The sequence below is a fragment of the Rhodococcus sp. SJ-2 genome, assembly GCF_053750035.1.
The window spans coordinates 3,703,175-3,722,089 of record NZ_CM132340.1 but is presented as its reverse complement, the minus strand read 5'-3'; the positions used below and the strand labels follow the sequence as shown (position 1 = coordinate 3,722,089).

The window sequence follows — 18,915 nt, the reverse complement described above, 5'->3', positions numbered from 1 at the left end:
AATCTACCGGCGAGGGGGTCCGCTCAGTCGCGGCTCAGGAGTGAATGCAGAAAGAATCGCAGGTTGGAGGGGCGCTCGGCGAGGCGTCGCATGAGATACCCGTACCACTGCGATCCGTACGGTACGTAGACCCTCACCCGCCGGCCTGCACCGGCCAAGCGGACTTGTTCGCCGTCGCGAATTCCGAACAACATCTGGTGCTCGAAGTCGCCTCGACCACGTCCTGCCACTGCGGCAAGCGGATCGACCGCCGTCACCAAGGCGGGATCGTGCGAGGCGACCATCGGGTACCCGTCTCCCGCCATCAGGATCTGCAGGCACCGTAGATACGACGCATCGACTTCGCCGCGGTCCCGGTACGCCACCGACTCGGGCTCGTCGTAGGCGCCTTTGCACAACCGCACCCGCGACCGCGGCCCCGACAGTTCTCGGCAATCGCCCTCGGTGCGGCGCAGATACGCCTGTACGACCGCCCCCACATCGGGGAAATCGACGCGCAGCTCGCGGACGATCGCGAGCGTGTCGCCGGTGACGGTGTGGTCTTCGGCGTCGATGCTCACCCACGCACCCACGTTCTGTGCGGCGGCGCAGATCTCCCGGGCGTGATCGAGCGCGATCTTGCTACCGTCCGGCCCGAGCAACAGCCCGAGAGCCGTGAGCTTGACCGACACTTCCACCGCGGGCGCACCCGTGAACGTCTCGGGCGTGAGTTCTTCGAGCTTTCCGAGATCGGTGAGCAGGCCACGGTATTCTTCGACGATCACGCGGGCCTGCCCGACGTCGAGGGTGTTCTCACCGAGATGGTCGATACTCACGCCCCGGCCCGAACCCAACAGCTGCGTGGCAACGGTCACCGCGTCCGCGCGAGTGTTGCCGGCAACGAACCGGTCGACGATGCGTCGAGTGGGTGGTGCCGCGGTCACCACGCGGCGCACCGCGTTCGATTTCGCGGCCGTGAGGATGACCGGACGCAGTGGGTTCGACAGCGCGTCGCCCAGGCTGGTCATCGTCCCGTCCCCGGGTCGGGCTCCATGTGCGGGTAGCGGTGGCCGGTGGGCGGGACGAACGTCTCCTTGAGTGCCCGCGGCGACACCCAGCGCAGCAGGTTCAGCGCTGAGCCCGCCTTGTCGTCGGTGCCCGAGAGACGACCACCTCCGAACGGCTGCTGCCCGACGACCGCGCCGGTGGGCTTGTCGTTGACGTAGAAATTGCCCGCCGTGAACCTCAATGCGGCGGCGGCATGCTCGATAGCGGCGCGATCCTCCGCTATCACCGCCCCGGTCAGTGCATACGGGGTTGCCGTGTCGATCATCTCGAGCACGTTCTCCCACGCACCGGCCACGCTGTCGTCGTAGACGTACACGGCGAGAATCGGACCGAAGTATTCGGTGGTGAGAGCTTCGTCGCCGGGATCGTCGACGAGCAACACCGTGGGCCGTACGAACCACCCGACCCACTGGTCGTACCCGCCACCGACGGCGAATTCCACGGAGGTGCGGTCGCGAGCGCGCTCGAGGGCACCGACGACCCTCTCGTATGCACGGCGATCGATCAACGCGCCACCGAAATTGGACAGATCGGTCACGTCGCCGTAGCTGAGCGCATCGACCTCCGCGAGGAAATCCTCCCGCATCCGCGACCACACCGAGCGCGGCACGAACGCGCGCGACGCCGCGGAGCACTTCTGGCCCTGGTACTCGAACGCGCCGCGGATCAGCGCGGTGGCCAGCACAGCGGGATCAGCAGAAGGATGCGCGACGACGAAGTCCTTCCCGCCGGTCTCCCCCACGATCCGCGGATAGGTCCGATAGGCGTCGAGGTTGCCGCCGATCTCCTTCCACAGGTGCCGGAACGTCGCGACCGATCCGGTGAAATGAAGACCTGCGAAACGAGGGTCGCTCAGGACCACGTCGGACACGGCTCTGCCGTCGCCGGTGAGCAGATTGATCACGCCTGGCGGCAAACCTGCCGCCTCGAGCACGCGCATCGTCCAGTGGGCCGCGAGGGACTGGGTCTCCGAGGGCTTCCAGATGACGGTATTGCCCATGAGAGCGGGCGCGGTCGGCAGGTTTCCGGCGATCGCAGTGAAGTTGAAGGGCGTCACCGCGTACACGAACCCCTCGAGCGGACGGTGATCCATGCGGTTCCACACTCCGGGCGAGGACATCGGTTGTTCGGCCAGGAGACCTCGTGCGAAATGCACATTGAACCGCCAGAAGTCCACGAGTTCGCACGGCGCGTCGATCTCGGCCTGCTGCACCGACTTCGACTGACCGAGCATCGTGGCGGCCGCGATGGTCTCGCGCCACGGCCCCGACATCAGGTCGGCGGCCCGCAGCAGGATCGCAGCGCGCGCATCGAACGGCATGTCGCGCCACGCAGGCGCAGCGGCAGTGGCGGCGTCGACCGCTGCCGCCGCATCCGCTGCTGTGGCATTGCGGAGGGTTCCGAGCACGGCCGCGTGGTTGTGCGGTTGCAGGATATCGACGCGATCGCCCTCGCCGTGGAGGTGAACTCCTCCGATCACATGGCTGACATCGACCGGCTCTGCGGTGAGTTCCGCGAGTTTGCCGAGCAGGCGCGTTCGCTCGGGACTGCCCTGGGCATATCCGTGAACCGGCTCGTTCCTCGGCTCAGGAACAACTGTGACGGCGTCCATGGTGCCTCCTGGGCCCAGGGTAGCGCCGGGTGAACGATCGAGCGGGAGGTTCCGATCGATCAGGCCAGTCGCTGTGCCGCAGCCTCGATCCGCTCGTCGGTGGCCGTCAACGCGATCCGCACGTGCTGCACACCACCCGGACCGTAGAACTCGCCGGGTGCAACGAGAATGCCGCGTTCGGCGAACCAGTCGACAGTGGTGCGACACGCTTCATCGCGGGTGGCCCACAGGTACAGACCCGCCTCGGAGTGGTCGACGGTGAAACCGGCGCCGCGCACGGCCGCGAGCAGCGTCTCGCGACGCACCCGGTACCGCTCACGCTGAATGTTCTCGTGCTCGTCATCGTTCAGTGCCGCAGTCATCGCGGCCTGGATCGGCAGCGGCACCATCATGCCGGAGTGCTTGCGCACCTCGAGCAGATCGGCCACGAGTACGGGGTCGCCGGTGACGAATCCCGCGCGGTAACTCGCGAGGTTCGACGTCTTCGACAGCGAATGCACCGCAAGCAGATTGGTGTGGTCACCGTCGCTCACGCTCGGATGCAGGATCGACAGTGCCTCGCCCTCCCACGTGAGTCCGAGATAGCACTCGTCCGACACGACGATCGCGTTCCGGCTGCGCGCCCAGTCGACGACCTTGCGCAGGTGGTCGAGACCGAGCACCTTGCCGGTCGGGTTCGACGGCGAATTCACGAACACCAGGGACGCGCCCTCCGGTCCGAGCCGGGTGAGTCCGTCGGCTCGGATCAACCGTGCGCCCGCGAGCAGCCCGCCGACCTCGTAGGTCGGGTATGCGAGCTCAGGGATGACGACGAGATCGGCGGCGCCGACACCCAGCAGGGTCGGCAGCCACGCGATCATCTCCTTGGTGCCGATGGCAGGCAGAACCGATGCCTCGTCGATACCGGTGATCCCGTAGCGACGCGCGAGCGCACCCACCGCGGCCTGCCTCAGTTCGGGCGTTCCGTGGGTCGTGGGGTAGCCCGGTTCTTTCGCAATCGAGACGAGCGCTTCCCGGATCACCGGGGCGACCGGATCGACAGGCGTCCCCACCGAGAGGTTGACGATGCCGTCCGGGTGCGCGGCAGCCTTCGCCTTCGCGTCGGTCAGTGAATCCCAGGGAAAATCCGGAAGGCTCTGCGCGACCGACCGGCGTGTGCGTGTCGCCACAGGTGCCTAGTCCTCACCCATGGGAGGCAGGTTCTTGACGAACGGCGTGTCGTAGTCGACCTTGCCGAGCTTCGCTGCGCCGCCCGGCGATCCGAGATCCTTGAAGAAGTCGATGTTGGTCTGCACGTACTCGGACCACTCGTCCGGCACGTCGTCTTCGTAGAAGATCGCCTCGACGGGGCACACGGGCTCGCAAGCACCACAGTCCACACATTCGTCCGGGTGGATGTACAGCATGCGACCACCCTCGTAGATGCAGTCGACCGGGCACTCTTCGATGCATGCCTTGTCCAACACGTCCACGCACGGCTCCGCAATCGTGTACGTCACTGCTGTTCTCCCTGCCTCTCTTCGATGCCCGCCGACCCGGTACGGTCCCAGCGCATCGGCGCACTGGCGCCCACAACCGAACAGTATCCACCGTCGCCGGTGGCACCCTCCCCCTTAGGGTGCCCTGACCTGACCGGGGACCACGAGTCGGGCCTATCGGACAGTGACGCCGATCTCACGACGGGCGTACGCGGTGGTGCGTTCCCGGGCGGGACGACCGATGCCCTCGGCGATCGCCACCAGCTCGGCAACGGACTTCTCCGAGCCGTGCTGCGACCCCGCCATCCGGGAGATCGTCTCCTCCATCAACGTGCCACCGAGATCGTTGGCCCCGCCCTCGAGCATCGCCTGTGTCCCCGCCACGCCGAGCTTGACCCAGCTGGTCTGGATGTTCGCGATCCGCCCGTGCAGCATGATGCGGGCCAGCGCGTGCGCCGCGCGGTTGTCTCGCATCGTGGGCCCCGGACGGGACGCACCCGCCAGATAGAGCGGCGACGACTGATGCACGAACGGCAGCAACACGAACTCGGTGAAGCCACCCGTCCGGTCCTGGATTCCGCGCAGCACGTTCAGGTGCCCCACCCAATGGTGCGGCTGGTCGACGTGCCCGTACATCATCGTCGAACTGGACCGTAGCCCCACCTCGTGGGCGGTGGTGACCACTTCGATCCACTCCGCGGTGGGCAGCTTGCCCTTCGTGAGCACCCAGCGCACCTCGTCGTCGAGGATCTCCGCGGCCGTGCCCGGGATGGTGTCGAGGCCGGCTTCGCGCAGCTCGGTCAACCATTCACGGATGGAGGTACCGCTGCGCGCGACACCGTTGACGATCTCCATGGGCGAGAACGCGTGCACGTGCATCGACGGCACCCGTGCCTTGACCGCGCGCACCAGATCGGCATAACCGGTGACGGGTAGTTCGGGGTCGATACCGCCTTGCATGCACACCTCGGTGGCGCCTGCGACGTGCGCTTCCCACGCCCGGTCGGCGACTTCCTCGGCAGAGAGCGTGAAGGCATCGGCGTCGCCCTTGCGCTGCGCGAACGCACAGAAGCGACAGCCCGTGTAACAAATGTTGGTGAAATTGATGTTCCTGTTGACGACATAGGTGACGTCGTCGCCGACCGTGTCGCGACGCAGCTGATCTGCCAGCGCGACCATTGCCTCCAGGCCCGCACCGTCGGCATTCGCGAGCGCGGTGTACTCAGCATCCGAGCACCCTCCCGGATTGCGCTCCGCAGAACGCAACGCCGACAGTACGTCGCGCTCGAGGCGAACCGGGGCGGACTCACCCAGTGCCAGCACCTGCTCGCGCACAGTGTCCCAATCACCGAAAGCACTGCCCAGGTCGGAGCGGTGATCGGTGTTGCGCCCGGTCACGTCGATCTCGGAGTTGAGGTCGATACGCCCCGACGACTCCCAGTCCACGTCGGGCTCCTGCCACGGCAGACCCGACGGGATGACCTGCTGCGCGAGACCGGTCTCCGGGTCGGACAGCGCGCGCACGTGGGCGGTGATCCTCGGATCGATCCACGGCTGACCCGCCAGCACGTACTGCGGCTGCGCTGCGATCCGCTCGGTGAGCCGGAAGCCCGCCTCGGCACTCAGCCGGGCAAGCGTGTCGAGGTTCGGCCACGGCCGCTCCGGATTGACGTGATCCGGGGTCAGCGGCGAGACTCCACCCCAGTCGTCGACCCCCGCCCCGAGCAACGCGCGGCACTCGTCGAGCGACACCAAGTTGGGCGGAGCCTGGATTCGCATACCCGGGCCGAGGATCAGACGGGTGACCGCGATCGCGGCCAGGAATTCGTCGAGCGCGGCATCGTCGACATCACGCATCGCCGTGTCGTCCTTGGCCCGGAAGTTCTGCACGATGACTTCTTGGATGTGACCGAACGCCTTGTGCGTCTTGCGGATCGCCAGGATCGACTCGGCACGCTCGACGAACGACTCGCCGATTCCGACGAGGATGCCCGTGGTGAACGGCACCGACAAGCGGCCCGCATCGGTGAGCACCCGCAGCCGCACGGACGGTTCCTTGTCGGGACTGCCGTAATGGCACTGGCCCTTCTCGGTGAACAACCGCTCCGAGGTCGTCTCGAGCATCATGCCCATCGACGGCGCCACCGGCTTGAGTCGCGAGATCTCGGCCCAGCTCATCACGCCCGGGTTCAAGTGCGGCAGCAATCCGGTCTCCTCGAGCACCCGGATCGACATCGCACGCACATAGTCGAGCGTCGAATCGTACCCGCGTTCGTCGAGCCACTGCCGTGCCTCTGGCCACCGGTCCTCGGGCCGGTCACCGAGAGTGAACAGCGCCTCCTTGCAGCCGAGCTCGGCGCCCTGCCGTGCGATTTCGAGGATCTCGTCGGGCTCGAGGTACATCCCCCGGCCTTCGGCCCGAAGCTTGCCCGGGACCGTGACGAACGTGCAGTAGTGGCAACGGTCGCGGCACAGCCGGGTGATCGGGACGAACACCTTTCGCGAGTAGGTGACCGTACCCGGCCGCTCCTGCTCGAGCAGACCCGCATCGCGTACGCGAGCCGCCGACGCACACAGATCATCGAGGTCGGCGCCGCGCGCTTGCAGCAGCACTGCGGCTTCGTCGACGTTGAGACTCACCCCGTCGCGGGCGCGACGCAGCACTCGGCGCATCGCAGACGGGGACGGCCGGGGAGCGGCACCGGGGCGCAGCGACGGCGACGGAAGCATCGCGGAGTGCTGGGTGTCGTCAGCGGAATCGGTCATGGGCCGATCATGCGCCCCCGCCGTGTCGCATGCCACTTCGGGGTGCACCCGGCTGTCACTCGTGGGGATAGTCGTCGTCCACGGCCACCTCGCGATTCTGCTCGACCGCGTCGGCGGGATCGACCTCGAGTGGCAGGTCTGTCGGGAACGTATCGCGAGGCTCGTCGTAGGCCGGCGTCGACTGTTCGACCCGATCGCCTTCGGAATCTTCCGCCGAAAGGCTGCTGAACCCGAGAACATCGGAAGTGTCGGTCATGTCCGCTTCGCTCATGTCGATCCTCCTCGTGCCTGAAACGCCCGGCGGTGTGGGAATACTCGGGGCTGCCCCGATCGGGTGTCCAACCAAGCCTAACGTGGAACCCTGAACCGAGTCGGGAGTGTGAATGTGGAGAGCAGCACCGGGACGGTGATAGCCGAACCCGCATGGAGGCCGAGTCCGAAGGCTCGGGCGTTGTGGGCGATCAACGCTGCGTTGATGTGGGTACCGATCGTCATTGCGCAGGTCGTGTGGGGTGTGCTCGACTCCGGCCGGGCCGGGTGGCACATCGCCGCGGCCGTCGCGACCGTCGTCGTCGCGGGCCTTCACATCTCGGTGGTGCCGCTGTGGCGGTACCGGGTGCACCGATGGGAGATCAGCGACGCTGCCGTCCACACCCGCTCGGGGTGGTTCACGCAGGAACGCCGCATCGCGCCGATCTCCCGGATCCAGACCGTCGACACCGAACGCGGCCCGATCGACCGGTGGCTCGGGCTCGCGACCGTGACCGTCACCACCGCGTCGTCCGCCGGCGCCGTGGAAATCACCGCGCTCGACACGGCAGTGGCCGACGAGACGGTCGCACGACTCACCGCGATCGCGGGTGGCGACGGAGCCGATGCGACGTGACCTTCGAACCCGGAACTCCCCCACCCGACACGACTCATCCGGCAGGCGCCGTCGACGACGACATCGTCGGCTGGCAGCGACTCGACCGCCGGATGCTGCTGATCCATCCGGTCGAGGAGATCCTGAAGCTGTTCCCCGTCCTGATCGGTTCGGTGTTGCTGGGCAGCAGCAGCGGCAACCCGTACTGGGGACTCGGTGTCGCGGGGCTGCTGGTCCTTGTCGGACTGGCTCGCTGGTTCACCACGAGCTATCGGATCGGGCCCGTGCACGTCGAGCTGCGCCGCGGTCTGCTCCGACGCCGCGAGCTCTCGGTCCCGCGGAGCCGTATCCGGTCGGTCGACGTCGATCGGCGGGTACTGCATCGACTGCTCGGCCTCGCAGTGGTGAAGATCGGCACCGGACAATCGGGCGGCAGCGCCACCGATCACAACAGGTTCGAGCTCAACGGCATCGCCATCGAGGACGTTCCCGCTCTGCGAACCGGACTCCTCGAAGGCGGCCTCGATGCCGCAGCACCGGAAGGCATGGCCGTGCGCGCCTCGGTGGATTCCGTGCGCGCCCCGATGGGCACTGCACCGAGCGAACGCGAACTGGCCCGATTCCGATCCGGGTGGGTGCGGTACGCGCCGTTCTCGGCCACCGGCCTGATCGGTATCGCCGCCGTGGTCGGGCTGGCGTTCCAATACGGGATCGGTGAACAACTCACCGAATCGGACACCGTCGCGCGCGGGGTCGATGCGCTCGCGGCAGCCGGCATTGCGGTCGTCGTCGGCGTCGCAGTGGTCGTGATGCTCGTCGTCGCGAGCATCGCCGCGTGCATCCGGTACCTACTGCTGTACGGGAACCTACTGGTCACCGACGACGGACGGATGCTGCGGGTCGGGCGAGGCCTGCTGCGGGTGCGGCACACGACGCTCGACCGCGCGCGCCTTCGCGGCGTCGACGTCCACGAGCCCGTTGCACTGAGACTCGTGGGAGCTGCACGACTCGACGCGATCATGACCGGTGTATCGGCCGAACGCGGCGAGTCGTCGCTCGTGCTGCCGTCGGCGCCCGACGGTGAGGTGCGCCGGGTCGCAGGCGCAGTGCTCACCACCGACTCACCGTTGACGGTGCCTCTGGTCCCCCACGGCGCTGCAGCACGCCGCCGCCGATTCACCAGGGCGATCGTGCCGGTGGTGTGCCTGGTCGCGGCGGGTATTGCAGTCACCACGATCCTCGACCGGCCGCTGCCGTTGCCCGCAACCACAGCGGGAACGGTGGTGCTCGTCGTTGCCGCGGCAGCACTCGGGTGGGATCGCTATCGGGGGCTCGGACATGCCTCGCCGGCCGGGTACCTCGTCACCCGCTCGGGTTCCCTCGATCGCCATCGGGTCTGCCTCGAGTCGGACGGGATCATCGGATGGACCGTGCGGCAGACGTTCTTCCAGCGGCGGGCGGGAGTGGCGACGGTGATCGCTGCGACTCCTGCGGGCGCGGGCCACTACGAGGTCGTGGACGTCCCCGAGAGCGACGCATGGGCGTTGATCGAATCCGTGACACCCGGCGCGGGCGATATCTGGACACGCGGAGGTCAGTCCTCGTGATCGATCCTTGGCGCAGACCCGGAGCAAGCACCCTCGCGGTGATGGACGAGTTGCTCGTGGACTGCCGCGCGTGCCCGAGGCTGGTCGAGTGGCGTGAACGCGTCGCACGGGAGAAACGGGCCGCTTTCCGCGACGAGGAGTACTGGGGCAGGCCGGTCCCCGGTTTCGGCCCCGCCGATGCGGCGCTGCTCATCGTGGGATTGGCGCCCGCCGCGCACGGCGCGAACCGGACGGGACGGATGTTCACCGGCGATCGCTCCGGAGACTTCCTCTACGCCGCCATGTACGAAGCCGGACTCGCGTCGCAACCGATCGCGACCCACATCGGTGACGGACTCGAACTGTTCGGCACGCGGATCACCTCACCGGTGCACTGCGCGCCCCCCGCCAACAAGCCGACCGTGACCGAGCGGGACACGTGCCGGGGCTGGCTCGAGCAGGAACTCGCGTTGCTCTCGCCGACGCTGCGGGCCGTCGTGGTGCTCGGTGGTTTCGGATGGCAAGCGTTGCTCCCGGTGCTTACCGCGGCGGGATGGGTCGTGCCGTCGCCGCGTCCGAAGTTCGGGCACGGCGCAAGTGTCACCCTCGCCCCGGCGACCGAGGGAAAGGCCCCGCTGCACCTGTTCGGGTGCTATCACGTGAGTCAGCAGAACACCTTCACCGGCCGTCTCACCCAGGAGATGACCGCGGCTGTGCTCAGATCTGCTGCGCAGGCGGCCGGGCTGTCCTGATGATCGCTTTGATCCGCGCCGAGAAGAGGTAACCGCCTGCGGGCAGGAGCGCCGCGACGGGAAGCATCAGGATCCGCCAGTCCGCCATGGCGAGTTGATCGCCACCCGGTCCGACGGCCAGGCACACGGCGAATCCGAGCAACCAGGCCGCGAGCGGCAGCATCGCGGTTCGCAGCGCCCCGGTTTCGCTGTACACGGCCATCACCAGCAGCAGATTGATCACGGCTGCGAGCAGAATCGTGATCGGAAACGGAACCGGGCCGATGTAGAGGCCGAGGAACAGCACCGACAGGATCGCGCAGAGGACACCGTCGAAGACGAGCAACGCAACGATGCCTCTGCGCGGCTCCGGCGGTAGCGCGGGTACGTCCGGCAGTTCGGTTGCAGGGTCGACGGTCATCGTTCCATAGTGCGCGACGGCGCGTCGGCCGAGCTACCCGGGGTCGGGGGCAGGTCACGGTACAGGCGGGTAACCGAGCATTGTCAGCAGGTGCGATTGCATGTCGACGAACCCGTAGAGCGCATCGAAATAGCCGGCGCGAATCTCGTCGGCGTGCGGCCGCAACGAGTCGACGAACGCGATGATCTGATTCTGAACGGACCAGTTGTACATCGCCGCCCCTCCCTCCATCGGTGACGGCGGTCACATTATCCGATGCCGGAGAAGAGGTCACGCTCCCGCCCGGAATCGTCCCGTTCGCCCGGTTCTCCGCGCACCAAGCGGAAATGCTCCTCGCGGAGGATCGGTTGGGCGACCAAGTTCGACAGTGTGAACTGCGCTCCTCCCGGTGCCACGGTGACCTGGGTCGCGTGGGCTGCCATCGCGGCACGTTTCGCGTCGAGCACTTCGCGGACGTCGACGACGGCGCTGACCTGATCGTCGGGCACGCTCGGGAGCTCGCCCGGCTCGGGCACGCGCCAACCCTCGGGGAGCTCGCCGATCTCGGCGATGCCCGCTTCGAGCGCCGTCCTCTCGGTGACCGTCCAGTACACCTTCGCCGGTGTCCACGGCGCACCCGCACCGGGGTAGTCCTCCGTTCCGGCGAGCTCGACGGCGGCGGTGACGCGTTCGTGCACTGCGATGTGGTCCGGGTGCCCGTACCCACCGACCGGGTCGTAGGTGACGACGACGTGAGGCCGAGTGCGCCGGATGACGGCAACGAGCTCCCCCACGGCTTCATCGGGATCGGCGTTGACCCACGCGCGGGGATTCGACGCTGCCGGAGTGCCTGCCATCCCGGAGTCTCGCCAATGGCCGGCCCCACCCAGGAAGCAGGGCGCGGCGACCCCGAGGGCATTCAGGGCCCGGGTCAGTTCCAGCACGCGGTAACCACCCAGTTGGTCTGCCCGGTCGGCAGTCAGCTGCGCCCACTCGTCGCCGATGACTTCGCCTTCTTCGCCGAGGGTGCAGGTCACCACGGTGACCTCGGCTCCTTCGTCGACGTACCGGGCAACAGTGCCGCCCGTGGTGAGGGTTTCGTCGTCCGGATGTGCGTGGACGAGCAGCAGTCTGCGCGGTTCGTCAGCGGTCACGGTGTGTTCCTCCCCCAGAATCGAGCGTCGCCGACGATGCCTGCCTGCACCGGGCCTGACAGGGCCACTCCGTCCACGCCGGGGCCGGCGGCAGCGACGGACCTGCCCTGGATGATCGGAAGGTTCACTGCGAGATCCCACAGGCTCGGCTCCACTGCAGCCAGTGTTGCAGGGACGTCGCCCACCCCGTGCAGGGCATCGACGAGCTGGGCCTGCACTGTGGGATCACAAGCACCGGAAAGGTTGCTCGGTGCTTCGAGCTGGGCCGCGGCCGCATCCTCTTCGTCATCCGTCGAGTTGGCGTCGCCGGACCCGTCGTTCCCAGCGTCCGAGTCGGGGGCATCGGCTGCCGTAGTGGTCGCGGGGCCACTCGTCGACGTGGGCACCGCCTCCGTTGTCTCCGACATATCTGCGGTCTCCGAGGCTGCGGGAGCCGGGAGCGCGGGGAGGCACCCGAAGCGGGAGATCGCCGCCGTTGCGGGGTCGGACCCCGCCTCCATCCAGCCGACGATCGCGTGCACCTCCCCGGTGACGAGGGCGTCTCCGTAGAGTTCGTCCGGCGGTAGTTCACTCACCGAGGCCGCAATTCCTGCGCCGGACAACACATCCGCCACCGTCCGCGCGACAGTACGCGCTGTTTCGGACCCTTCGGCGACACCCAGCACGAGCACGAGCGGCGCCCCGTCCCGGACGAGCGCGCCGTCCGCGATCGGCTCTGCACGTCCCGAGGGCGCCCGCTCCGGCGAATCCGCTTCCGGGGAAGCCCCTTCCGCCGCGGTGGTCTCCGGCGTCGTCGTTTCGGCCGAGGACGCCGGATCCTCGGCCGGCTCGGGGGCGGGCACAGCGGGGAGGTTGGGCAGGTAGCCGGCGTCCGCGAACAGGGCGAGCACGTCCTCACGACTCGGTCGCGGCGGCATCGTCGGCGCGTAGCCGGGATCGGACGGAGCGAGGATCTGTGCCCGGTCGGGGACGACCTCGGCAGCGGAACCCGCTGCGACGAGGGCAAGCATCTCCGGGTCGAGAAGACCGAGCACAGCGCGGCGTACCCGCGGGTCGGCGAGAACGGCAGTGCGGGTGTTGAGCGTCAATTCGAGCGTGCGGGGCTCGAGCTGCACGTGCGTTCGCAGGCCGGATACCGCACCGAGCTGGGCGAGCAATGCCGATCCGCCCGAGACCTGCGCGATCTGAGTGTCGCCGGTGCGCATGGATTCGGTGAGCTGGGCGTCGCTGCCACCGCGTCGCATGAGGATCTCGTCCGGGAGCGCGGGCTCGCCCCAGAACCGGTCGTTACGCTCGAGCAGCACCTCGCCGCGACCACGGTCGACGGATTCCACCTTGAACGGCCCACCCGACACCGGGATCGTTTCCGACAGGCCGGTGTCGAAACCACCCGGGGTGTCCTTGACGAGATGTGCGGGCAGCATGTCGGCGAACAACTCTCGCCACGCGGGGTACGGCTCACGCAGTGTGACAGTGACCGTCTTACCCCCGCCCGAGGACTGGACATCGTCGATCAACCGGTAACCGGCGGCGTCGACCACTCCCGGCTGCGTGATCATCTGCTGCCAAAGATAATGGAAGTCCTCCGCCGCGATGGGTGCGCTGTCGGACCACTGGGCATCGGTCCGAACCTCGTACTCGATGGTGAACGGTGTCTGCGAGACCACCTCCGCCGACACCAGCACCGAGTCGTCGAGCACCCATTCGGTGACACCGGGCTCCTCCACGCTCGGCACGGGACGGAAGGCGCTGGGCAGGACCAGTTGCGCGATCGCGTCACCGACCGGTGACTGATCTGCCAGCAGATGAGGGTTGAAACCGGTCTCCACGCCGTCGATCGCGACGACCACGGTGTTGCGCTTCTGGGCAGGTGCGGGCGCTGCCGTCGGCTCCGTCTGTTCGATCGGCGGAGGCGGATCTGCGGTACACGCCGCCGACGTCAGTACGACTGTCGCGACGGCCACCGGAACGACCCATCGCCGATACCAGGTGCGCGAACGCAACACTCGGGCTTCCTCTCGTCGACTTGTGTCCACCGGGTATGTCGCGGCCCCGGGAGCCAGGGCTACCGGGGCCGCTTCACACTATTTCTACTTGTTGCGGGCCTTCTCACGCGAACGTGCGCGCGCTCGATCGGTGCTCGACAGATGCACCTTCCGCACGCGAATCACCTCGGGCGTCACCTCGACGCATTCGTCGACCGCACAGAATTCGAGCGCAGCTTCGAGGGTGAGTTCGATCGGCTTCGAGAGCGTCTCCATGACGTCGGCCGTCGACGAGCGCATGTTGGTGAGCTTCTTCTCGCGCGTGACGTTGATATCGAGGTCCTCGGCGCGGGGGTTGATACCCACGACCATGCCCTCGTAGGTGTCGGCACCGGGGTCGACGAAGAAGGTGCCGCGGTCGGCCAGCTGGATCATCGCGAACGGGGTCACCGACCCTGCGCGGTCGGAGACGAGCGAGCCGGTGTGGCGCGCGCGGATCTCACCGGCCCACGGTGCGTAGCCGTGGAAGATCGCGTTGGAGATACCCGTGCCGCGTGTTTCGGTGAGGAAGTCGGTGCGGAAGCCGATGAGACCTCGGGACGGGATGATGAACTCCATCCGGACCCAACCCGTACCGTGGTTGGTCATCTGCACCATCTTGCCCTTACGGGCAGCGAGCAACTGAGTGATCGAGCCGAGGTACTCCTCCGGGCTGTCGATCGTCAGCTCTTCGTACGGCTCGTGCAGCTTGCCGTCGACGGTCTTGGTGACCACCTGCGGCTTGCCGACCGTGAGCTCGAAGCCTTCACGGCGCATCTGCTCGACCAGGATCGCGAGGGCGAGCTCACCACGACCCTGCACCTCCCACGCATCCGGGCGGCCGATGTCGAGCACCTTGAGCGACACGTTGCCGATGAGCTCGGAATCGAGACGGGTCTTGACCATGCGCGCAGTGAGCTTGTGTCCCTGGACACGACCGACGAGCGGCGATGTGTTGGTGCCGATCACCATGGAGATCGCGGGCTCGTCGACGGTGATGGTGGGCAGCGCGACCTGGTTCTCGATGTCGGCGAGCGTGTCGCCGATCATGATGTCGGGAATACCCGCGACTGCGACGATGTCGCCCGCGACGGCTTCTTCACCGGGCTGACGCTCGACACCGACCGTCTTGAGCAGCTCGGTGATCTTGACGTTCTTCACGCCGTCCGAGTGCATCCATGCAACGGTGTCGCCCTTGCGGAGCTTGCCGTTGTGGACGCGAAGCAGTGCCAGGCGTCCGAGGAACTCGGACGCGTCGAGGTTGGTGACGTGCGCCTGCAGCGGGGCCTCCGGGTTGCCCTTCGGCGCGGGGATGCACTCGAACAGAACCTCGAAGAGTTCATCGAGGTTCTCTGCGTCGGGGACCTGACCGTTCTCGGGCTGCTTGCGGCTGGCCTTACCTTCGCGACCCGAGGCATAGAGCACGGGTAGTTCCAGGGCGAGCTCGGCGGCTTCCGCTGCTTCGTCGTCGAGATCGGACGCGAGATCGAGAAGCAGGGTCTGGCTCTCCTCGACGACCTCTGCGATGCGGGCATCGGGGCGGTCGGTCTTGTTCACCACCAGGATCACCGGCAGCGACGCGGCGAGCGCCTTGCGCAGCACGAAGCGGGTCTGCGGAAGCGGGCCCTCGGAGGAGTCGATGAGCAGGACGACGCCGTCGACCATCGACAGGCCCCGCTCGACCTCGCCGCCGAAGTCGGCGTGGCCGGGGGTGTCGATGACGTTGATCACCGTCACGCTGCCGTCGGGGTGGTGGCGGTGCACCGCGGTGTTCTTGGCGAGAATGGTGATGCCCTTCTCGCGTTCGAGGTCGCCGGAGTCCATGACTCGGTCAACGAGTTCGGCGCGTTCGGCGAACGCACCCGACTGGCGCAGCATTGCGTCGACGAGGGTGGTCTTTCCATGGTCGACGTGCGCCACGATGGCGACGTTTCGAAAATCGGCGGTGCTCACGCGATGGCTCTCCTGGCTGTAGTCCGGCCACACGGCACTGGACCCGGTTGGCACCTCGCCCGTACGGCGCAATTTCGTTCTGGGCCGCGACGCGAATGCGAAACACCCGGCGTGGTCTTCGAGATCAACTCTCCGAAGGTCCATGCGGGCAGTGCGGCCACGAATACCCTACAGCCCGCATGGGTGTGCACGCGGCATCGCGCCCCTATCGGCCCAGCTCAGGGTACCTCGAAGTGACGTTCGACACGTAGGAGAACCGTGCTTCGCGATGCTCAGCCCCTCCAAAGTGACCCTTGGTGTTCAACTGAGGGAACGCTAACCTGACTTTCACGCGCACGGACGGGAGCAGGACGACGATGGGCAAGAAGAAATTCAAGGCGAGCACTGTCGCGAGCCTGAAACCGAAGAAGAAGTGCTGCCGCAAGAAGACCCGCTGCGTCAAATGCCCTGTCGTGATCATGCGCATGAAGAAGGTCCAGGACGAGGGGATGAGCGAGAAGCAGCTGCGCAAACACCTGGAGAAGGTCCGCGCCGCCTGACTCGCACCAACGGGTTCATTGCGCGGGTCATTGCGGGTGCGACCGCGGAGACGACACAATGGGTCATGGCCCAGCTGCTCACCGACGGCGAGATCGACGCCGCACTGTCCGACCTTCCGCATTGGCACCGCGCAGGAGACGCCTTGGTGCGCACGATCGAATCACCGACGTTTCCCGAAGCGATCACCCTGGTCGGCAGGGTCGCCGAAGTCGCGGAGGAAGCAAACCACCATCCCGATATCGATATCCGATGGCGCAAGGTGACCTACTCGCTCAGCACGCACTCCGCAGGCGGAATCACCGAGGCCGATCCGGCTCTGGCTCACAAGATCGATGCGCTGGCCGGCCCGTAGCAGCATCACTGCCGCCCCACCGCGGTGCGACGATCATCCACAGATAGACAACGAGAACGCCGACGACGTTCACCGCTCCGAGCCATGCGAGCGGGGCGGGCCGGTCGATATCCCACATCGAAGCCTGGAAAGTACTCAGCACCCACGGCACGCCGACCAACGTCACCGCCGCCCAGCAGACCGCCACGACCCGCGTGCCGAGACGACCCGCGAGGGGCCCGTAGACGAGCCACAGCAACATCGGCACGACCCACACCCAGTGGTGCACCCATGAGATCGGCGAAATCAGCAGCCCGAACAGCTGAACTATGACGAGTGTGCCGAGCCTGTCGTCAGGGCCGAGGGACCGCCACGCCGCGACCGCGAGGAGCGCACAGACAGCGACGGCGACGATCCACACCGCACCGGTGTCGACATCACGGCCGAGAAGCCGGCTGAGCGCGCCCCGCAGGGACTGGTTCCAGACCGATCCCACCGGCCCGATCCGATCGGCGTCACCGAAGAGGGAGGTGAAGTAGGTGCGAGCCTGCTCACCGAGCAGCACGGCGCTGACGACGATGGTGGCACCGAACGCGACCGCCGAGAAGAATGCCTCGCGCCAACGTCGTCTGGCCAGAAAATACACGCCTGTGATCGCCGGAGTGAGCTTGATCCCGGCCGTCACGCCGACGAGCCCACCGGAGAGCCACCACCGGCTGCTACGGACCGCCACCATCACGGCAAGCACGAGGAAGACGTTGATCTGCCCGTAGTCGAGGGTTGTGCGTACCGGTTCGATCCACACCGCGATCGCCGTCCAGACCAACGCCACCGACGTCCAGTGATCCTCGTGCGCCGCCGGACCGATGAGCAGTTCGAGTGCGATCCTGATGACGCAGAACAGCGCCGCGATGGTCAGCAGCAACCACATGATGCCGAGCAATCCGAATGGCAGATAGTGCAGCGGCAGGAACACGAGAGCCGCGAACGGCGGATAAGTGAACGGCAGCGGGAAATCCGGGGTGTCGCGCGAATAGGTGAAGTCGTAGAGCCCGCCGCTGAGGAGCGCGGCGGAACCGTCGACATAGACATGCAGGTCGACGAGGTTCATGCCGTTGGGAGTCAGCAGACCCCATGCAAGCCTGGCCACCACAGACATCAGCAGAAGCAACACGCACCACAGACGGTACGACCGAGCACGTTCTGGCACTGCGGTGCGCCTCCCGTCGTCGTCGTCCGGGTGCTCCGACCCGGCGTCAGAGGTTACCGGTGCGACGCATCAGAGAGAAAAGCACCAACCTCTCACGTAACAATTTTATCTCTCGTCACACTTTCCACATCAGTATCGAGTTACCGTCGAACACGAACCGCCATACGGAACACCCTGTCGCTACACTCCCCGCAGGTATCGGCCCGCGTCCTCTGCAAACGGGCGCTGCCGCTTGTACCGGACGGGGGGGCTACATAGAGTGTCTCCTCGAGCCGTCAGTATCTGGTTGCCCGTCCAGGACACCGGATACTTCAACGACAAGGATGGGGAACAGTGCTTCGTACTCGAGGAATGCGGAGGGCGCTCACGGTGTGCGCACTCGCCGCCACCGCGGGACTTGCCGTGCCGACGCACGCAGTCGCGCAACCTGCACCGCCTGCGCTACCGGATCTGGCCGAGCTCGTAACGCTCCCCCAGTTCGCTGTGCCGGCCGACCTGTCCATCGAGTCGCTGACACAGTTCCTCCCCCGGGCCGAGGTCGACCTCCAGCAGACGGAAGCGCTCGCGTCTCTCGCTCCCGCGATCGTGGGGGCTGCTGCCGGTCCCTCCGACATCGCGGACGACGGCAAGAACGACATCCTCGCTCAGGCCAAGGAACTGCTCGCGAACTCCGAGCTTCCGGATTCGGTGAAGAGCACCCTCGAAAGGGTCATCACCTTCCTCGACGGCAGTGGCGGCGGCGGGCCCGACCTCCCGGCTCCGGGTGAAGTCGTGATCTCCCAGTTCCTGTACCCGACACTCGGCCAGGACTGCATCGGCGACGGCGCCGACTCGGTCGGCACTGCACTCGCAGTCGCGGGCCCGGCACTGTTGCCGCCTCCGGGACCGGGCGCCGGCCAGGCCGGTTTCGTGTTCACTGCACTCGGCACCGCACCGGCGGCCGCTGAGCAGGCCGAGCCGCTCACCCTGACCTGGATCAACATCTCCAACGGACGCACGGGGGCGCAGCCGTTGACCAACGAGGCCAATGTCAACCCTGACGGCCCGACCACGCTGACCGCGATCGCCGACACCGGACCCGGCCAGGTCGTCGCCGTGATCTCGGGGGGCATCACCACGCAGGAGGAGGGCGCGGACGCGCGCTCGTGCACCTTCCTGCCGACACTGGGGCTCGTCGCAGTTCCCTGACAGGCACATTCAGCACGAGGCCACCGGAGG

Annotated in this window: 18 protein-coding genes; 6 read left to right on the top strand and 12 right to left on the bottom strand. The window is 67.1% G+C overall.

Going from position 1 to position 18,915, the window contains the following annotated elements:
- Positions 1-23: 23 nt before the first annotated feature.
- From ACSYG9_RS17560 to ACSYG9_RS17535, 6 genes are all read right to left on the bottom strand, one after another.
- Entirely contained in the window at positions 24-1,007 is a 984-nt protein-coding gene (locus tag ACSYG9_RS17560; protein WP_440123742.1) for a proline dehydrogenase family protein, read from the bottom strand.
- The gene (pruA, locus tag ACSYG9_RS17555) at positions 1,004-2,659 is read right to left on the bottom strand and encodes an L-glutamate gamma-semialdehyde dehydrogenase (protein WP_454839332.1); all 1,656 of its coding nucleotides are present in this window, start codon (positions 2,657-2,659) and stop codon (positions 1,004-1,006) included. Before pruA ends, ACSYG9_RS17560 begins: the two co-directional genes overlap by 4 nt.
- A gap of 59 nt (positions 2,660-2,718) precedes the next feature.
- On the bottom strand, positions 2,719-3,828 hold the full coding sequence (gene dapC, locus ACSYG9_RS17550) for a succinyldiaminopimelate transaminase (protein ID WP_454839330.1): 1,110 nt from the start codon (positions 3,826-3,828) through the stop codon (positions 2,719-2,721).
- Positions 3,829-3,834: 6 nt separating this feature from the next.
- The gene (gene fdxA, locus ACSYG9_RS17545) at positions 3,835-4,158 is read right to left on the bottom strand and encodes a ferredoxin (protein ID WP_169687621.1); all 324 of its coding nucleotides are present in this window, start codon (positions 4,156-4,158) and stop codon (positions 3,835-3,837) included.
- Positions 4,159-4,311: 153 nt separating this feature from the next.
- The gene (locus ACSYG9_RS17540) at positions 4,312-6,867 is read right to left on the bottom strand and encodes a bifunctional FO biosynthesis protein CofGH (RefSeq protein ID WP_440127695.1); all 2,556 of its coding nucleotides are present in this window, start codon (positions 6,865-6,867) and stop codon (positions 4,312-4,314) included.
- A 91-nt stretch (positions 6,868-6,958) separates the two neighbouring features.
- Positions 6,959-7,174 (bottom strand): hypothetical protein, encoded by a 216-nt coding sequence (locus ACSYG9_RS17535; protein WP_440123739.1) that lies wholly within the window; start codon positions 7,172-7,174, stop codon positions 6,959-6,961.
- A 108-nt stretch (positions 7,175-7,282) separates the two neighbouring features.
- Between ACSYG9_RS17535 and ACSYG9_RS17530 the strand changes: the two genes are divergently transcribed.
- The 3 genes from ACSYG9_RS17530 to ACSYG9_RS17520 all read left to right on the top strand — a co-directional run bounded on the left by ACSYG9_RS17530 (position 7,283) and on the right by ACSYG9_RS17520 (position 10,106).
- Positions 7,283-7,789, top strand: a complete 507-nt coding sequence (locus tag ACSYG9_RS17530) for a PH domain-containing protein (protein ID WP_440123738.1) — start codon at positions 7,283-7,285, stop codon at positions 7,787-7,789.
- A gap of 92 nt (positions 7,790-7,881) precedes the next feature.
- Positions 7,882-9,375, top strand: coding sequence for a PH domain-containing protein (locus tag ACSYG9_RS17525; RefSeq protein WP_454842988.1), 1,494 nt, complete (start codon positions 7,882-7,884; stop codon positions 9,373-9,375).
- Positions 9,376-9,416: 41 nt separating this feature from the next.
- Entirely contained in the window at positions 9,417-10,106 is a 690-nt protein-coding gene (locus ACSYG9_RS17520; RefSeq protein WP_440127693.1) for a uracil-DNA glycosylase, read from the top strand.
- On the opposite strand, the gene ACSYG9_RS17515 is transcribed toward ACSYG9_RS17520, so the two are convergent.
- The 5 genes from ACSYG9_RS17515 to typA all read right to left on the bottom strand — a co-directional run bounded on the left by ACSYG9_RS17515 (position 10,072) and on the right by typA (position 15,616).
- On the bottom strand, positions 10,072-10,506 hold the full coding sequence (locus ACSYG9_RS17515) for a hypothetical protein (protein WP_454839328.1): 435 nt from the start codon (positions 10,504-10,506) through the stop codon (positions 10,072-10,074). The two genes, ACSYG9_RS17520 and ACSYG9_RS17515, sit on opposite strands and share 35 nt — an antisense overlap.
- A 54-nt stretch (positions 10,507-10,560) precedes the next feature.
- The gene (locus ACSYG9_RS17510; RefSeq protein WP_330136294.1) at positions 10,561-10,719 is read right to left on the bottom strand and encodes a hypothetical protein; all 159 of its coding nucleotides are present in this window, start codon (positions 10,717-10,719) and stop codon (positions 10,561-10,563) included.
- A 35-nt stretch (positions 10,720-10,754) separates the two neighbouring features.
- Positions 10,755-11,657 (bottom strand): N-acetyl-1-D-myo-inositol-2-amino-2-deoxy-alpha-D-glucopyranoside deacetylase, encoded by a 903-nt coding sequence (gene mshB, locus ACSYG9_RS17505; RefSeq protein ID WP_454842987.1) that lies wholly within the window; start codon positions 11,655-11,657, stop codon positions 10,755-10,757.
- Entirely contained in the window at positions 11,636-13,645 is a 2,010-nt protein-coding gene (locus ACSYG9_RS17500) for an ABC transporter family substrate-binding protein (RefSeq protein ID WP_454839325.1), read from the bottom strand. Before ACSYG9_RS17500 ends, mshB begins: the two co-directional genes overlap by 22 nt.
- Before the next feature lie 84 nt (positions 13,646-13,729).
- Positions 13,730-15,616 carry a translational GTPase TypA gene (gene typA / locus ACSYG9_RS17495; protein ID WP_440123735.1) on the bottom strand — a complete coding sequence of 629 codons (1,887 nt, stop codon included), beginning with the start codon at positions 15,614-15,616 and terminating at the stop codon, positions 13,730-13,732.
- A gap of 356 nt (positions 15,617-15,972) precedes the next feature.
- On the opposite strand from typA, the gene ACSYG9_RS17490 reads away from it, so the two are divergent.
- Positions 15,973-16,155, top strand: coding sequence for a hypothetical protein (locus ACSYG9_RS17490; RefSeq protein WP_440123734.1), 183 nt, complete (start codon positions 15,973-15,975; stop codon positions 16,153-16,155).
- Between the two features lie 65 nt (positions 16,156-16,220).
- Positions 16,221-16,508 (top strand): 4a-hydroxytetrahydrobiopterin dehydratase, encoded by a 288-nt coding sequence (locus tag ACSYG9_RS17485; RefSeq protein ID WP_440123733.1) that lies wholly within the window; start codon positions 16,221-16,223, stop codon positions 16,506-16,508.
- Here the strand turns inward: ACSYG9_RS17485 and ACSYG9_RS17480 are convergent.
- The gene (locus ACSYG9_RS17480; protein ID WP_440123732.1) at positions 16,453-17,697 is read right to left on the bottom strand and encodes a mannosyltransferase; all 1,245 of its coding nucleotides are present in this window, start codon (positions 17,695-17,697) and stop codon (positions 16,453-16,455) included. The two genes, ACSYG9_RS17485 and ACSYG9_RS17480, sit on opposite strands and share 56 nt — an antisense overlap.
- A 351-nt stretch (positions 17,698-18,048) precedes the next feature.
- Here ACSYG9_RS17480 and ACSYG9_RS17475 point away from each other — a divergent pair, with 351 nt between their 5' ends.
- On the top strand, positions 18,049-18,885 hold the full coding sequence (locus tag ACSYG9_RS17475) for an Rv1157c family protein (protein WP_440127691.1): 837 nt from the start codon (positions 18,049-18,051) through the stop codon (positions 18,883-18,885).
- Positions 18,886-18,915 lie beyond the last annotated feature (30 nt).

Bases quoted from the DNA above. Each gene is read 5' to 3' on its own strand.
- ACSYG9_RS17560 (WP_440123742.1), bottom strand. From the start codon at position 1,007: ATGACCAGCCTGGGCGACGCGCTGTCGAACCCACTGCGTCCGGTCATC.
- pruA (WP_454839332.1), bottom strand. From the start codon at position 2,659: ATGGACGCCGTCACAGTTGTTCCTGAGCCGAGGAACGAGCCGGTTCAC.
- ACSYG9_RS17540 (WP_440127695.1), bottom strand. From the start codon at position 6,867: ATGCTTCCGTCGCCGTCGCTGCGCCCCGGTGCCGCTCCCCGGCCGTCC.
- ACSYG9_RS17535 (WP_440123739.1), bottom strand. From the start codon at position 7,174: ATGAGCGAAGCGGACATGACCGACACTTCCGATGTTCTCGGGTTCAGC.
- ACSYG9_RS17525 (WP_454842988.1), top strand. From the start codon at position 7,882: ATGCTGCTGATCCATCCGGTCGAGGAGATCCTGAAGCTGTTCCCCGTC.
- ACSYG9_RS17520 (WP_440127693.1), top strand. From the start codon at position 9,417: ATGGACGAGTTGCTCGTGGACTGCCGCGCGTGCCCGAGGCTGGTCGAG.
- ACSYG9_RS17515 (WP_454839328.1), bottom strand. From the start codon at position 10,506: ATGACCGTCGACCCTGCAACCGAACTGCCGGACGTACCCGCGCTACCG.
- ACSYG9_RS17510 (WP_330136294.1), bottom strand. From the start codon at position 10,719: ATGTACAACTGGTCCGTTCAGAATCAGATCATCGCGTTCGTCGACTCG.
- ACSYG9_RS17490 (WP_440123734.1), top strand. From the start codon at position 15,973: ATGGGCAAGAAGAAATTCAAGGCGAGCACTGTCGCGAGCCTGAAACCG.
- ACSYG9_RS17485 (WP_440123733.1), top strand. From the start codon at position 16,221: ATGGCCCAGCTGCTCACCGACGGCGAGATCGACGCCGCACTGTCCGAC.
- ACSYG9_RS17475 (WP_440127691.1), top strand. From the start codon at position 18,049: ATGCGGAGGGCGCTCACGGTGTGCGCACTCGCCGCCACCGCGGGACTT.